Raw genomic sequence first — 16738 nt, forward strand, 5'->3', positions numbered from 1 at the left:
TTATGATATTTTCCAGATTCCAGAAATAGGCTTATTTGGTTAGCTTACGGTATTGGTCTGAATTAATGGGATCCAAAGAAGACAAAAGAGCACTTACTTTTTTGCGTTCTTCACTTGGCGCTTCGCTATAAAGATTTATCAGCTCTGGCGACTTGGCTTCAAAAATCAATCGACTAAGTAATTGCCCTGGCTTATTGGCATTTACCTGCTTGATTGAGTTAAGGTATGTTGTTATTTGTTTTCGAGCCTCAACGGGGTTTGATCCAAAATTATCCAAAGCCAAACGATGATAATTATAGTATCCTTCACGAATAGGCAGTAATTGCTGATTTAGTAAATTTTCTGCTAAAAAATAGCGACTTCTTACATCGGTAGAAGGAGCCCACGAGCCGCCTGCATTTTGTGCAAGGTTTACAACATTGAGTAGCTTTTGTGCATATTTATCTCCTCCAAATTTACTAAAAGTATCATAATCAAAGGTCAATGCTACGTACGAATAAAAAGCTAAAAGATGCGTCAAATTATCGGTATAGTTGTTGTCATTGTAATACAATGGCGTGCCAGATAAGTACTTAAAATTAAAGCTTTTATCTACATAATTTAGGATTACGGTTTCGTAGGTTGTACCATACACAGGACGTATTACCTGAAAGCGAGCATTGGCCTCATAATCACCGCTTGCACTTGCACGTGTAATAATGATATTGAGCGAACATTTAATCTTTTCTTCAGGCAAGAAATTATCATTTGTCCAACGACGGTTATTCATAAATTCCTGTATTACCGATTGAATCTCGTTGTATATCTGTGTAGCACCACGTTGCTCATTGACCTGAATCTGGTCGGTATTAATAGACACTGTACAGCTCAACTCTTGGGCTTGCGTAGTGTGTACACCCAGCATCCCCCAAAATCCTATCAGTACCATTTTTAGTAATGATTTCATAAATACGTTATTAGTTTATACGGTAAAAATGATATCTACAAACTCAATTGCTGAATTGCATTCACTATATCGGAGGCAACATCCGTTTTGCTTTTGAGACTAAATTCATGCAAAGTCCCATCTTTGGTAATAATGGTTACTTGGTTGGTATCATGACCAAAACCTGCTCCTTTATTTTGTAAAGAATTTAACACAATCATATCCAAATTCTTAGACTTGAGCTTTCCGATAGCATTTTCCATCTCATTATCGGTTTCTAGGGCGAAACCAACCAAAATTTGATGCTCTTGCTTTTCAGCACCTAGTGTTTTGGCTATGTCTACAGTTTTAGTCAATTCAATATTAAACGAAGCTTCTTTCTTTTTTATTTTTTTATCTGCTACAGTTGCAGGTGTATAATCTGCAACTGCGGCTGCCAAGACAACAATATCAGCATCATAAAAATGGGTTTGAGTAGCCTCAAACATCTGTTGAGCTGAGCGTACTTTGACCAAATGAATATGAGTATCTGGCAATGGCTGATTAGTAGGGCCACTCACCAAAATCACCTCTGCTCCAGCTTTAGCAAACTGATTGGCAATAGCATAGCCCATTTTACCTGTAGAGTGATTACTAATATATCGAACGGGGTCAATATCTTCCTGTGTTGGCCCTGCGGTAATTAATACCTTTTTTTGTGCCAAACTTGGTTGATACGCAAAAAATTTCTTCAAATTCTCAACCAATTGCTCAGGCTCTGCCATACGCCCTTCACCTACAAGCCCAGAAGCCAACTCTCCAAAACCTGCCTGAACGATGGTATTGCCATATTCTTGGAGTTTTTCGAGATTGTGTAAAGTACTTGGATGCTGATACATGTCTAAGTCCATGGCAGGTGCAAAATACACGGGACATTTAGCTGATAGATAAACAGCAGTCAATAAATCGTCACAAATACCATTGGCACATTTTGATAAAGTATGTGCTGTAGCAGGCGCAATCAGCATTACGTCGGCCCACAAGCCCAAATCCACGTGATTATTCCATGTGCCAGTCGAGTCTTTGACAAACTCTGAAACAACTGGATTTTTTGAAAGTGTTGCTAGGGTCAAAGGTGTAATAAATTCTTTGGCTGCCTGTGTCATCACAATTTTTACCTCTGCTCCTTCTTTTACCAAAAGTCTAGTCAAAAAAGCGATTTTATAAGCCGCAATACTACCCGAAACCCCCAAAAGGATTTTTTTATTATTGAGTATCATTTGAGATTCTTTAGAGAATTGTTGTTTTCGAAAGCAATTTACAACAAAATAAAAGGGTCAGATGCAATACATCTGACCCTTTTAAGAAAAATATTGTTATTGAAACAAGACTACAAAGTCGTTGTTGTCAATCTTATTCTTCAGTTTGGCTAGTTTGACCAGGAAGACGGAAAGTAAATTTGTCTTCTGTAAACTCGTCGATAGCTAAAGATGTAGGCTTTGGCAATCTTTCATAAAACTTAGAAATTTCGATTTGCTCACGGTTTTCGAAAATCTCTTCCAAGTTGTCTACTGAAGAAGCAAAGTCCGCTAATTTAGCGTTCAATTCTTCTTTAGTTTTGAGGGCAATTTGTCTAGCACGTTTTGAGATAATTGCTACTGCCTCATAAGTGTTACCACCTGCTTTAATTGCAAGTTTATCTACATCTCTAGTGATGATTGATGGATTGGTTGCCATATTATTGATGCTATTTTAATTCTGACTGAATTGAACAATATATTAACTCTCGTTCCCCATAAAGGGTTCAAAAATTATTTTTGGTTTTCGGCTGCGCCTACTTTCGTAGTATTTGATTTCTCTTTTTCGCGTGCCTTTCTGTATTCTTCTTCTAGTTTTGCCAAACGATCTGAAGCTTTCATGCTAATATCGTAAAGCTTTTCTGCTTTTTTCAGATAGCTACTTTCAGGGTATTTATCTATCAATTCCTGATAAAACTTCACCACATCTTTATAGCGTTCCAACTGCTTGGTTTCGATAGTACTCACTGCCAAGTCATATTGCGATACTACTTTTAGATAATATAACTCTTCGCTAAACTCTGAATCTGGATAATCTTTTTGAAAGTTAGCAATTTCAATTACCGACGATTTCAAGGATGCTATATTGAAAGGCGATGTTTTGTGATACAATTTCGCTTTTTCGTAAGCTTTACGCTCTAATTTTTTACGCAAATCCTTAATCAAATCTGATGCTTCGGTACGAAACTTACTATCTGGGTTGTTATTGATAAAGCTCTGAAGCTCATTGATAGCAGACAATGTACCACTTTGGTCGAGGTTGTAAGAGGGAGAGTTTTTGAACAACGCATAGGCTGACATATAAACCGCTTCTTCTACATACTCACTACGAGCAAAGGTTTCGGCAAAACGTTTGAAACGGAAGTTTGCCATCTCAAAGTTACCTGTGTGATAATCACAATAGGCTTGATAGAAAGTCACCAATTCCTGCTGGTCGGTACCAGTCAAGGAAGGAAGAATTTCTTCAAACAAAATTCCAGCTTTGTCGTACTCGCCTTTTTTGTAATATTCGATAGCCGCTGCGTATTTTTTCTTTTCATCAGTAAGTTTTCTGATTTTCTCGAATTTACCACATGAGGCTAAGATGAAGGCAAAAAATATGAATAATAAAAAATGTTTTCGCATAAGAATGCAAATTTACAAAAAAGTTTTGAGTTTGAAAGTTAAGTTCTTAGGCAATTTACTTGTAATGAGTAGGTATTTACAGACTTTAAAGTGTTTTTGTGTGGAATATTACTCCAGCACAAATCAAGTTGTAAGCTTATACCATAGCCTAAACTCAAATTTCTGTATTTCAACGACTATTTCAAGCATAGCGTATAAAGATTTAACATTATTTAACAGCTTCTAGATTTAAGAAGACAAAAAATGTTACTTTGTCCAAAGGATTCGTCATTATTTTGAAAGCAGTGGAGAGTTTCTTAATTTTCCAGCAATTACATTACGCTATTACTTTTAGCCAGCAAAAACATATAAATTTTATCATTTAGCTATTGCACAAAGAGTATCCCAAAACCCTATTTAGCACTTTAGCTTGATGGTTATTGCCTCTTAAAAAATCTTCATAAACATGAATCTAGGTAACCTCCGCTCAAGATTATTGGTTGGTTTGATACTAGCCGTAGTTTCGATTTTTTCGTACTTCTCAAAAATGCAAGTCAATCCTGTAACAGGTAAAAGACAAGCCGTAACCATGACTCCACAGCAGGAAATTGCGATGGGCTTGCAATCGGCACCACAAATGGCTGCTGAGTTTGGTGGCTTATATCAAAATCAAAAACTTCAAGATTTGGTCAAAACAGTTGGGAGCAAGGTGGTCAACAACTCCGAAGCCTCAAAATCTCCTTATCAATTTAACTTCTATCTTTTGGCCGACCCTAATACCATCAACGCTTTTGCTTTGCCAGGAGGTCAGATTTTTATTACCTACGGTTTGTTGAAAAAACTCACAACTGAAGACCAATTAGCAGGCGTATTGGGACATGAGGTAGGCCATGTGATTGGTCGCCATTCGGCACAACAAATGGCTAAAGACGAACTTACTAGTGGATTACTTTCGGCGGCAGTGACGGCTACCTCCGACCCTTATAGTCACAATAATTCGGCTGCTATTGCTCAGTATGTTGGCAAAATGATTACCCTCAAATACGGTCGTAGCGACGAACTTGAAGCAGATAAATTCGGCGTAAAATATATGCTCGAAGCTGGCTATGATCCGATGCAAATGGTAGATGTGATGGAAGTGCTGAAACAAGCCGCAGGACCCAATCGCCCATCGGAGTTCCAAAGTAGTCACCCCGACCCTGACCATAGAATTCAAGAAATCAAAAAAGCCTTAGAGCAATATAAAAAGACAGGAAAGTTGGAGTGGTAAAAGAGTCATAAAGGTACAATAGCCTTGTAGAGAAAAGTATAGTTCTGTAAGCTGACAGCCTACAGAACACCAATTTGTTTTCCTATTTCTGTACTAATTTTCTATCAACTTTAGTTTTATATAAAGTAAAAAGTGGATTTGTGAGAAAGTTCAATACTTCCTTTTACACCGTCCTATATTTACCATAAACCATCAGACACACTATTTGCAATGAATACTGCCGAGCATTATCTGGAACAAGGCGTTCGACTGCGTACTTCCAATAAGCCACAGGAGGCTATAGCTGAATTAACCAAAGCGCTAGATTTGGAACCAACCCACGAATTTGTTCTGGCAGAATTGGTTCTCTGTTATTTAGCTTTATCAGATTATACTTCTGCTAATTTTTTTACCGACGAAATTTGTCACTATCATCCCAAATCAGCACTTGGCGTTTACTTGAAGGCAACGATGGCTTTACAAAAAGACCAGCTTGCTGTAGCCGAAGACTACATTCGTCAAGCCATCCAATTAAATCCTTTTGTTGCCGAATTTTGGGCAGTATTGTCTGCGATTTTTATACAAAGAAAATCTTGGAACGAAGCACTCAAGTATGTTCATAAGGGGCTTGAATTAGAACCAGACAATAATGCTTGCCTCAACTATCAAACCATTTGTCTCAATCAATTAGGACATACCGAGTTGTTACAAGACAGTATGGAAGAAACTCTATACAATAATCCCAATGACGCTTTTAGTCATGCCAATATTGGTTGGGCCTTGTTACAAAATCAGGAAGTAGAACAAGCCAAAACTCATTTTGCAGAAGCCTTACGCCTTGATCCAAACATGAAATTTGCCCGTCATGGAATGATAGAAAGTATCAAGTCTCAAAACTGGATTTATCGTCAGTTTCTGGCTTTTAGCTTTTTCTTATCCAAACACAATGGACTGGTACAGTTAGCCATTATCATTGGATTGATGATGGGCGCCAACTATCTTGGCGATTTGAGTGACCAATATCCATGGATATTGCCTATTTATCTATTAGTAGTTGTGGTATTTTATGTGAGTTGGATTATAGAACCGCTCGGAAATTTATTTTTAAGATTGAATAAATTCGGGAATTTGGCCTTATCTCCTACTGAAAAAAGGGCTTCTGAAATCGTAGGAATAGGATTAGTTGGCGGAATAGCTTCGACCGTTTATTATTTTGCTACAGGAGCAACTGTAGGCTGGATAGGTTTATTGTTTTGTTTTACGATTATCATCCCACTTTCTCAATGTTACTCGATGGGTTTTCTCAAAAACAGAAAATGGCTTCCTTTGTCTATTACGGGCTTGTTGATGTTAATGGGCGCTTTTAATATCATACTAGTTACGAGCCTACATAAGGTCAGCAATTTTATTACCTACTACGAATATCTTTTTGTGGCTTATCTCTGGCTCATTAATTTAGGAGTCATTAAGGATGAAGAAATTTAGATTTTGAAGGCTACTGTTTCCAGTAGCCTTTTTTCTTGGTCAAAACCCATGTAAAGACACATAAAATAATGTTTCTCCCTTTTTACTTTTATCATAGTATCCTATTTAAAATAGATTTAATCCAATAAATTACTTTTATATTTGAGATTGTGTAAAAAGGACACGTATTTGAGTAATTAGTGAGTTGTAGAATTAGAAATAGGTTTTAGGCAACAGGCAAAGAGTGTTAAATTGTGCTTACCTATTGCTTAAGGCTTTCAGGTATCAGCTTTCTGCCGTGGGCTTTTGGAAAAAGTATTTCTGTGGTTACTAAAAACATTTTAACACTCTTTGTCTAGTGCCTAAACACATAACTTAAATCTAATTTTGCTCACTTACTTTACCGTGTTTTCAAAATTTACCCTTAATCACTTTGTGCCTTTGTGCCTATTCTCTTATATGTACTAATTTACAAAGCCCTTTCTTCCAAAACTTATGCTAAACAAACTTTCCCAAAAATCTAAAATACTGATTCCTACAGTCTTGCTTGGAGGTGTGCTTTTGGGCACTGCTTATCAGTTTTCACCCAAAAGTCGATTTATCAATCACTATGTGGATTCTCTCTTGACCGAAAATCAGAAACGTTTACCAGACAATGCCCTCAAAGGCGTTAAAATGGTAGATGGTCTCACTGTAAGTACTTTTGCCACCGAACCCATGCTCATCAACCCAACTGATATTGATGTAGATGCCAAAGGTCGTGTATGGGTTTTAGAAGCTTACAATTATAGACCTTCTATCACGGGCAACCCTACTCATAAAGAAGGTGATAGAATTGTGATTTTGGAAGATACCAATGGGGATGGCAAAGCAGATATAAGTAAGGTGTTTTATCAAGGTCCAGAAATTAATGCGCCGTTGGGTATCTCTGTGCTCAACAACGTAGTGATAGTGTCTCAAAGTCCTTACGTTTGGAAGTTTACCGATACCGATGGCGATGATAAAGCAGACAAAAAGGAAATTCTATTCCAAGGAATTGAGGGCGAGCAACACGACCATGGCGTACATACTTTCGTATTTGGACCAGATGGAAAGCTCTATTTTAACTTTGGAAATGAAGGTCGTCAACTCAAAGATGCGAAGGGCAATTTGGTTAAAGATCAATTCGGAAGAGAAATTTCTCGAAAAAACTTCCAAGAAGGAATGCTATTCCGTTGTAATCTGGATGGGTCAGAGGTAGAGTGTTTAGCTCAGAATTTTAGAAACAACTACGAAGTAGCAGTTGATTCGTATGGAACACTGTGGCAATCGGACAACGATGATGATGGCAACAAAGGGGTGCGTATCAATTTTGTCATGGAATATGGTAACTATGGCTATAAAGATCAAATGACGCGTGCTTCGTGGGGGTATCCTCGCACCAATATGGAAGAGGAAATACCTTTGCGCCACTGGCATTTGAACGACCCCGGTACAGTGCCAAACCTATTACAAACAGGCTCAGGCTCACCTACAGGAATGGTTCTATATGAAGGCGATTTGTTACCCAAACAGTTTTATGGTCAAATGATTCACTGCGAGCCAGGACACAACGTCGTGCGCTCTTACCCTGTGACGAAAAAAGGGGCAGGATATTCGGCGCAAATTGTGAATATCATGAAAAATGAAACTGACCAATGGTTCCGCCCTGCCGATGTATGTGTCGCACCTGATGGCTCACTCATTGTGGCTGACTGGTATGACCCAGGCGTTGGAGGACACCAAGCAGGCGACTTAACCCGTGGACGCATTTATCGTATTGCACCTCCTCAAACTCCCTATTCTGTCCCTAAGCAAGATTTTGCGACTCCCGAAGGAGCTGCCAAGGCATTACAAAGTCCCAATATTGCGACTCGCTACCTCGCTTGGGAAGCTTTAAGCAAAATGGGAAAAAGCGCTGAAAATGCATTGGCCTCTTACTGGAAAAACGACAATCCAAGAGTTCGTGCTAGAGCTTTTTGGGCATTAGTTAAATTGGTTGATGCCAAAAAATACACTGATTTAGCTATTCAGGACGCTAATCCAGATATTCGTATCGCTGGATTGCGTGCAGTTCGCCAAGGTAAATTAGACATTTTAGACTATGTAGAAAAATTAGCAAAAGACACCGACCCTCAAGTACGTAGAGAATGTGCGATAGCGCTGTATGGACAAAAAAACCCTAAAGCTAGTCAGTTGTGGGCAACTTTGGCTTCGCAACACGATGGTAAAGACCGTTGGTATTTGGAGGCTTTGGGTATTGGTGCTGAGGACAATTGGGATGCTTGCTTTAGTGCCTATTTATCTCAAAATCAAAACCCTGCTAACTCCGCCTCAGGAAAAGATATTATTTGGCGCTCGAGAAGTAATCAATCTGTAAAACTATTGGCTTCTTTGGCTACAGACCCAAGTATAGCCTTAAAAGAACGTTTGCGTTATTTCCGTGCTTTTGATTTTGTAAAAGGTTCCGAAAAATCTTCGGCGCTTTTAGGCATGTTGAATGGTAATTCTCAAGAGCAAAACCAGATTAATCGTTTGGCATTAGGTCATCTCGATGCAGAATTTGTTAAAACGTCTCCGATTGCCAAAAATGCCTTAGTACAACTCATGAATAATCTGGACGACAAAGAGTTTGTTCAATTACAAGATAAATACACATTGCCTGAAGGCAACGAGCGTCTGATTAGCATGATTGGCAAAGGTGAAAAAGTTGGCGATGCGGGGAATGCTCTATTCAAATCTCCACAAGGGGTTCTATTGGCTAAAAATATCATTAATAATCCCAAACAAGAAGATTTAGCCATTAAGATTCTTGGTGCGATTCGTTGGAATGGGGGAAAAACGCAGTTGACATTACTACAAGATGCCATGTTCAATCCCAAATATAGCGCCAATATCCATCGTGAAGCGACTCGTTATTTGGGCGGTAGTGGCAATGGTGAAGACCTTATCTTGGAGTTGTTGAAAGCTAAAAAGATTAAGAAAGACTTGATACCTGTGGCAGTAGAAGGCGTAAGCCGTGCGTGGCGTCGTTCGATACGTGTAGAGGCTGCCCAATATTTAGGTACAACGAACGCCACTAGCAAAAAGCTCCCTCCTATTTCTGAACTAATTGCGTTGACAGGTAATCCCAAAAATGGTGCGCAGGTATTTGCCAACAACTGTTCGGTATGTCATCAGGTCAATGGCGAAGGAATGGATTTTGGACCCAAGCTTTCAGAAATAGGCAGTAAGCTAGCCAAGGAAGGTCAATATCTTGCCATTTTACATCCAGATGCAGGTATTAGCTTTGGCTACGAAGGCTGGGATATCAAACTCAAAGATGGCACTCAGCTAGTGGGAATTGTTGCTTCAAAAACTGAAACTGATGTTGTCTTAAAAATGCCTGGAGGTCTTGTTCAAAACCTTAAGACTAGCGCTATTAAATCCATAAAAATGCAAAGCAACTCGATGATGCCGACAGGTTTAGCGGACGGTATGTCTCAACAAGAATTGGTCGATTTAGTAGAGTTCTTAATGACTTTGAAAAAGAAATAGTTTTTGATTTGAAAATGTGAGGATGGGAGGATTTGAAAATGTGAAGATTTGAAAATGTGTGATTCAGGTGTAGAGATGCAATGCTTTTCATCTAAAGGTTATTCACTCAATATTTTAGTAAAACATGAGTGTCATCCCGAATTTTTAGGATTGGGATTATGCGCTAAGTATTTATCAAAAAAGCGGTCGAAAAATATTTTTTCGACCGCTTTTTTAATGCTGTTATGCAAGATTTTACTTGGCTTTAGACGCAAATATTGAGACGCAATCATTGCGTCTCTACCGCTAGGCTAGCATATAAATTTTAACAGAATCACTCATGCACTCAATCACAAATCACTCAATTTGATAGGTGAAAATCCTCCAATCAAAATTTGACCACTCACTCAATTACCCATTAGGAACAAACCCAAACGGGTAGTATTTACGTTAATATGTCAAAGAAACAGATTTTTCTGCTTTCAACTTTGTACTGTCAAACATTTATGAAGCAATTATTTTAAAACAACATATCATTCACTAATTGCTTTATACTAACACGTAAAATTTATGAAAAAGCTAATTTTAATCTTCGCAACAGCCATTCTTGGCTTGGCTTCTTGCCAACAAAAAACAGATGATAAAGCTGCTATTGAATTAGCCAAACAAGCTGCCATTGACTCGATGAAAATGGTCGCTCAAGCGCAAGAAGTAAAACAAATGGTGATTGACTCCATGCAAAAAGCAACACCAACAACACAAGTTACGCAATCGACTGGTGAAAGTGCTCAAAGTACGAGTGCTGCCGTTTCTGGTGCTAATAATAGTAGTCCTGCCAAAGTTGAAAAGACTTCTAGCTCAAGTAGCTCGTCGACAAATACGGCTAGTACGCCAACCGTAACCAAGAAAAAAAGTAAAATGTCAAAAGTTGCCAAAGGAGCTTTAATTGGGGCTGGTGTAGGTGCTGTAACTGGTGCAATTGTCAATAAACGAAATAGAGCAGCTGGAGCTGTCATTGGCGGAGCACTAGGCGCTGGCGCTGGTGCAGGTGTAGGTGCAATTTTAGATAAAAAACAGTAGATAATTTTATCTGCTTTAGACGCTAAATTTATACAGTAGGCTAAAAGTTTAAAAGTATCTCTAAAACATTTATACCTGTTACATACGGTCTAAAGCATGATCAAAATGCTGATAATTATTCATTAAAAAAGCGGTCGAAAATCAATTTTCGACCGCTTTTTTTGATACGCTTATGTGATGTCTGATTCGGCTTAAGACGCAAAGCATTGCGTCTCTGCCACTAGCTGAATACAAATTTTAGAACAATCACTCATGCACAACTCACTCAATACAAAATGACCAATGTTGTCATACTGGTGAAGTTAGAATCTATAATTCAAAACGCTGCCATCCTAACTCCTCCCTATTTTCCTGTCGACAAATCTTGCTTCAATAATTCATCAATTTCATGATTAAATTCTTTGACAAAATCATCATAATATTTTCCTGTTGCTGGACCTGAATATCCTGTATGAATTTTAGCGACTTTTCCAGACTTATCTACAATAATCGTAGTTGGAAAAGAAATAATCTCAGACAAAGCTGGTAATACTGACGAAGCGTATTGAGTGTCTGCCAAACCTGCAAACAAGATATCATATTGGATGTCAAAACGTTTTTTCAAAGCTTCCAAACGAGTTTTGGCAAAAGCTGGATCGTTTTTACGCTCAAAAGACAAACCTATAATTTCTACACCACGATTTTTGTTGGCTTTGTACCATGGCGCCATATATGAAGCTTCATCGATACAGTTTGGACACCAACTACCCAAAATGGTTACAATCACCACTTTTCCTTTGTATTTGGCATCACTCAATGAGGTATTTTGCCCTGTAAAAGCATCTGGAAAAGTAAAATCAAATTGTTTCCCATCCTTTACTTTCGTCAATGAATACGCATCTGGTAATTCTATTTGGTCATTCTTTGTCCCTTTCAATGGTCGTGCACTTGTAGCTCCAATGCTTTGACCAGTAATGGTATTTCCTTCGATTTTACCAATAATCAACGCTGGACTCGAGCCGCTAAAGGCCGAAAGATAGAACTCATCACCTTTGATATCGCCTTCATAATAGCGATAATCTCCTGTTTTTGACAAGAACGTTCCTGTAATTTTTTGACCTTTTTGCTCAAATACTCCAATTACTGGCGTTGTAGCAGTGCCCATATACACTTCCCATTTACCCGCTAAACTTGCTTTTGAAGGTGCTACTTTTTCGAAGAAACGGTAGCGACTACCTTGAGATGCTTTGAATGGAATACGAGTAGTACCTTTTTTGAATACCCCCGATAAAGTAGTTGGACTTTCGATTTTGGCTGCTAATACAGCATCAAAAACCTCTACTGGAATAAATAATGAATCTCCTTTTTGTGTAACTCCTTTTAGTTCAAATCGCTCAGAAGCATTCAACAAATAGGCGTCTTTGCCTTTTAACTCAAAATTGAAAGGCGATTCTTTTCCTTCAAACAAACTAAAAGTACCTCTCCAAACACCTTGCTTAGGAGCTACTTGTGCTTTTGTAATGCCAAAGCTTGCTATAGCTAAAGCCGCTGAGGCTATAATTTTATGTAATTTCATATTTTAGATTTTAGTTGTCGTGTAATTTTTATTACTCTTACGAATAGACTGTAAACGAATATTTACTCCTTTTATCTATCGTTAGAAACTTATTTTTTTTAAAATTAGAAATTTAATCTATAAGTTCTATAGAATAAACAATTATTCAAGAATTGAGTTCATAAATTGAGTAGAAACTGCTATTTAAGTAACCCCACCAGACAGGACCTCTTTTGCTTACAGCATATAGCCTAAAGCAGATAAATTTTGCCCCCTATCCATTTATCGTTCCATTCTTCACGAAGCAAATTTTTTATTGGTGTGTGCAACCTAACTTCGTTGTGTTGCATCTAGTAACTGTTAGCGGCGATTATAAAACAAACCTACATAAAATGAAACAGATTTTAACATTCTTATTCTTTGTGACAACAGTAAATATTTTTGCACAAAATGTACCTTACGAAAAGAAAATTATATACAAGACTAAATTTGATGATGCAATACCTGTATTAAATGTTGGAACTTTTCACATGGGTGAAACTTCTGATGCAAACGCAACGGATTTTGATGAAAACAACAAAAAGAATCAGCAAGAAATTAAAAAATTAGCTAAGATGTTAGCTGAATTTAAACCAACAATAATTGTTATTGAAGATTTACCTAAAAATGATAGTTTGAGACAAATCGCGTATTCAGATTATCTAAAAAACCCAACGAAAAAGTTTGTAAATCCAGACGAAATAGAATTGTTAGCTTATGAAGTTGGAAGACTTAGCGGAGCAAAAAAGATTTATGGAATCGACTTTAAAGAAAAGTACAACTACAATATTAATGTTGTAAACAGTGTAGATACTACTACTTTAAGCAAATATTCTATACTGAGTGATGAAAATGACTCAAAAAATCCCGAAAAAGGAATTCCTTTTTATGATTTATTCAAACTGAATAATCATCCTCAATATTTGGAAAGTCTTATCAACTTTAATGCTGATTTGTTATTATACAATTCAAGTAAAAATCATGCTCAAGGCGCAGACGAAGCTGGCAAATTTTACCATAGAAATTTAGTAATGTTTTCTAATCTAAATCAAATCCCAATGACGAAAGATGATAGAATTTTCATTTTAATGGGAGGAACCCATACAGCTTTCTTCATGGATTTTTTGAAAAGAAGTCCAAAATTTCAACTTGAAAATACATTTAATTACCTAAAATAACCGCAACATCGGGTTGGCAATTTGGCGATTGAAGTGCTTTTATAAAGCATTTGTACAAGGTTCAATGGCCGTAATTGGCTACGTCGGATCTTCAATTTCTATTGAACTTTTGTGCTAAAATTTCGCCGCATCGTCAAGCGTTTTCCGTTAGTAGCCATAGACTTTTTAATTCAAACTTCTTTAAACCTACAAGTGGGCTTGGCTAAGTGCTTTTAACAAATTTAAACCAATGAAATTATTACAAACACTACTACTATCTATCTTTTGTGGATTTGGAGCTTTGGCTCAACAAAAAATTTCAGGTAAAGTCTTTGACGAAAAAAATCAAGCTGCCGAATTTGCTACCGTCGCGTTACTTTCAGCCAAAGATTCGAGTATGGTAAAAGCCAATTTGACTGACGCTTCTGGAGTCTATCATTTCGAATCAGTTAATAAAGGTCGCTATCTTATTAGTATTTCGATGATGGGTTATCAAAAAGCCTTCAGTGCTGTTTTCTCGGTCGACCAATCACCTGTTACAATCGAAACGATTACGTTAAAAACGAGTTCAAAGACCTTAGATGAGGTAACAGTAACCGCACAAAAGCCTTTTTTAGAACAAAGAGCAGACAAACTAGTCGTAAATGTGGCTAATAGTCCTGCCTCCGTGGGAAGTACTGCCATTGAGGTTTTACAAAAAGTACCTGGGCTAATTATTGCTCAAGACCGCATCACGATTGCTGGTAAAGCTTCGGTATCTATTATGATTGATGGAAAACCGTCGCAGTACACCGATATGAATCAGGTATTGAAAGACTTGCCAAGTAATAGCATCGAAAAAATCGAGGTAATCAAAAACCCTTCTGCCAAATATGATGCCGCAGGTGGTGCCGTGATTAATATTATTATGAAACGCAATGCTAATCTTGGCACAAACGGCTCGATTGCCCTCAACTTTAGAGGTGCAATGGTTGATAATACGGTCGTAAATCGTAGTAAAAATGACTTTTTTGGCGGATATTCTCCCAACTTTTCGCTCAATCACCGCAAAGGCAAGTGGAACGTATTTGGAAGCTATACGTATTCTGACAGAACGTTTTTTCAACTCACCCAAATTGACCGTGTAATTGGTAAAGATGAGTTCTCGAATATCATGATGAATCCTGGCGATGCCAAAGTTCATAATGCACGTCTAGGTGCTGATTATTATTTAGATAAGAAAAACACTATAGGGATATTACTCACAGGTTTTGACCGTTCGGGTAGCAACAACAGTACAGCTATTACAAAAGTATTTTCGACAGAAACTAAACAACAGACTAGTCAGTTCGAAACCCTTAACGACCAACCTACGACTCGTAATAATATTGGTTATAACCTCAACTGGAAACATACTTTTGATAGTACAGGTCGTGAACTCAATGTGGATTTGGATTATGTGCAATACAAACTCAAAAATCAGAACTTGATTACGATTTTGGATAACGGTCTACGTCGTAATAACTCACAGAGTGTGGATAACCCTGTTCAATTTATGACAGCGAAATTGGACTATACGCATCCTATTTCGAAGGATAGCAAGTTGGAAGCTGGTGGTAAAATGAGTTTTGCGACGATTGACAACGATTTGCGTTTTTATCGTGAACAGGTGTTGGATACCAAACGAAGCAATGTTTTCAATTATAAAGAAAACATCAATGCGCTTTATGTCAATTACAATACCAGTTTTGGTAAAAAATGGGAACTTCAAACAGGTTTGCGTACCGAACAAACCGTTGCAACAGGTTTTAGTCAGGTCGAAAACAAAAATGTGTTGGAACGTAACTATTGGCAGTTTTTCCCAAGTATTTTCTTGACGCATAAACTAAACAAAAGCTTGGCCGTTACGACCTCATTTACCCGTCGTATCGACCGCCCGAGTTATCAACAACAAAACCCATTTGAATTCCAGATTGACTCTCTGACTTTTACAAGAGGAAATCCATTGTTGAAACCACAATTGACCAACGAAATCAAGTTACAGTTGACATTTGATGGACAGCCATTCTTTGCGCTTGGCTACAACAACACCAACGATGTCATTGTGGATAATGCGCCTAAGCAAGACCCTGCGACAAAGCGTACTTATACCACTGCCGAAAACTTAGCGACTTACAAAAACTACTTTGTAGAACTAAACTTCCCTATCAAAATTGGAAAGAACATTTCTGGATATGGCGGTAATCAATTGATATACAATGCCTATAATGCCAATTATCTAGGTGGCACCTTTGATCAGTCTCGCGTAAACTGGTTGGCGTATTTTAACATTAACGCCAAATTTACCAACAAACTCAGCATGGAAATGGGCGGTTGGTATATGACTCGTTCGCAACAAGAGTTTTTAACTTTAAACCCATTAGGAGCATTAACGATCGGTTTACAGTACAAAGTATTGGAAGGAAAAGGCAAGATTTCATTGGCTATGAACGACGTATTTTACACTGAAAAAACAAGAGGACTTATTGAATATCAAGACATTAACCTCAAATATTTCAGCCGTGAAGCATCGCAAAACCTTCGATTAGGATTTAGCTATAGCTTTGGTAATCAGAAATTAAAAGCAAGCCGTTCACGTCAAACAGGCTCCGAATCGGAATCTAACCGTGTAAAAGCAAACTAAATAGGAGCTTTGAGTGCTGAGTTTGGAGTGCTGAGTTTTGAAAAGTGTATGAGTGATTATTTTTAAATTAATATTCAGCAGTAGAGACGCAATCTTACTAGTTCAAGATTTAGTCTTGGACTCATTTTTACTACAGTTTTGAAACTGAAGTAAGGAATAAAAAATTAATGCCTTAGAAAAACAGAAGTTTGATTCTATTTTTCTAAGGCATTAATTTTTTTGAAGATTTAGCTTGTCTCATCAAATTCCGTAAACCATCAATTCGTATTATATATTGCTTACTTAAGAAACATATAATTTTTCTTTTACTCTCCTGTTTAGCAACGCAATAGAGATAATTTGTATAATCCACGGTAAAATTGTATATCAAAAACTTAAAATATATCATTAAATCAGAACAGATAATAGCTTTATATTGTGCCGTATAATCCTTT

11 protein-coding genes are annotated in these 16738 nt (G+C 37.5%); 6 read left to right on the top strand and 5 right to left on the bottom strand.

All coding sequences use genetic code 11. From position 1 onward, the window contains the following. Nucleotides 1-31 precede the first annotated feature (31 nt). The 4 genes from GVN22_RS07270 to GVN22_RS07285 form a co-directional block, all read right to left on the bottom strand. On the bottom strand, nucleotides 32-946 hold the full coding sequence (locus GVN22_RS07270) for a DUF4835 family protein (protein WP_166550376.1): 915 nt from the start codon (nucleotides 944-946) through the stop codon (nucleotides 32-34). 35 nt (nucleotides 947-981) lie between these two features. Next, nucleotides 982-2184: a bifunctional phosphopantothenoylcysteine decarboxylase/phosphopantothenate--cysteine ligase CoaBC gene (gene coaBC / locus GVN22_RS07275; protein WP_166550377.1), complete on the bottom strand. Its 1203-nt coding sequence runs from the start codon at nucleotides 2182-2184 to the stop codon at nucleotides 982-984. 133 nt (nucleotides 2185-2317) lie between these two features. After that, nucleotides 2318-2641 (bottom strand): DNA-directed RNA polymerase subunit omega, encoded by a 324-nt coding sequence (locus GVN22_RS07280; RefSeq protein ID WP_095161579.1) that lies wholly within the window; start codon nucleotides 2639-2641, stop codon nucleotides 2318-2320. Between the two features lie 74 nt (nucleotides 2642-2715). Beyond that, nucleotides 2716-3606: an outer membrane protein assembly factor BamD gene (locus GVN22_RS07285; RefSeq protein WP_166550378.1), complete on the bottom strand. Its 891-nt coding sequence runs from the start codon at nucleotides 3604-3606 to the stop codon at nucleotides 2716-2718. A gap of 445 nt (nucleotides 3607-4051) precedes the next feature. Between GVN22_RS07285 and GVN22_RS07290 the strand changes: the two genes are divergently transcribed. From GVN22_RS07290 to GVN22_RS07305, 4 genes are all read left to right on the top strand, one after another. Continuing rightward, complete coding sequence (locus GVN22_RS07290) at nucleotides 4052-4855, top strand: M48 family metalloprotease (protein WP_166550379.1); 804 nt, start codon at nucleotides 4052-4054, stop codon at nucleotides 4853-4855. A 210-nt stretch (nucleotides 4856-5065) separates the two neighbouring features. Then, on the top strand, nucleotides 5066-6319 hold the full coding sequence (locus tag GVN22_RS07295) for a lipopolysaccharide assembly protein LapB (protein ID WP_166550380.1): 1254 nt from the start codon (nucleotides 5066-5068) through the stop codon (nucleotides 6317-6319). Nucleotides 6320-6793: 474 nt separating this feature from the next. Next, on the top strand, nucleotides 6794-9853 hold the full coding sequence (locus GVN22_RS07300) for a PVC-type heme-binding CxxCH protein (RefSeq protein WP_166550381.1): 3060 nt from the start codon (nucleotides 6794-6796) through the stop codon (nucleotides 9851-9853). Nucleotides 9854-10402: 549 nt separating this feature from the next. After that, nucleotides 10403-10912 carry a glycine zipper family protein gene (locus GVN22_RS07305; protein WP_166550382.1) on the top strand — a complete coding sequence of 170 codons (510 nt, stop codon included), beginning with the start codon at nucleotides 10403-10405 and terminating at the stop codon, nucleotides 10910-10912. A gap of 343 nt (nucleotides 10913-11255) precedes the next feature. On the opposite strand, the gene GVN22_RS07310 is transcribed toward GVN22_RS07305, so the two are convergent. Continuing rightward, a complete protein-coding gene (locus GVN22_RS07310) occupies nucleotides 11256-12467 on the bottom strand; it encodes a peroxiredoxin (protein ID WP_166550383.1) in 1212 nt (403 codons plus the stop codon). A 371-nt stretch (nucleotides 12468-12838) separates the two neighbouring features. Here GVN22_RS07310 and GVN22_RS07315 point away from each other — a divergent pair, with 371 nt between their 5' ends. Further along, nucleotides 12839-13663, top strand: a complete 825-nt coding sequence (locus tag GVN22_RS07315) for a DUF5694 domain-containing protein (RefSeq protein WP_166550384.1) — start codon at nucleotides 12839-12841, stop codon at nucleotides 13661-13663. A 229-nt stretch (nucleotides 13664-13892) separates the two neighbouring features. After that, nucleotides 13893-16304: a TonB-dependent receptor domain-containing protein gene (locus GVN22_RS07320; protein WP_166550385.1), complete on the top strand. Its 2412-nt coding sequence runs from the start codon at nucleotides 13893-13895 to the stop codon at nucleotides 16302-16304. Nucleotides 16305-16738: the final 434 nt, after the last annotated feature.

Origin of the sequence: Cellulophaga sp. BC115SP, from assembly GCF_009905545.1 — a bacterium.
In the GTDB taxonomy this organism is placed as follows: Bacteria; Bacteroidota; Bacteroidia; order Cytophagales; family Spirosomataceae; genus Flectobacillus; species Flectobacillus rivi.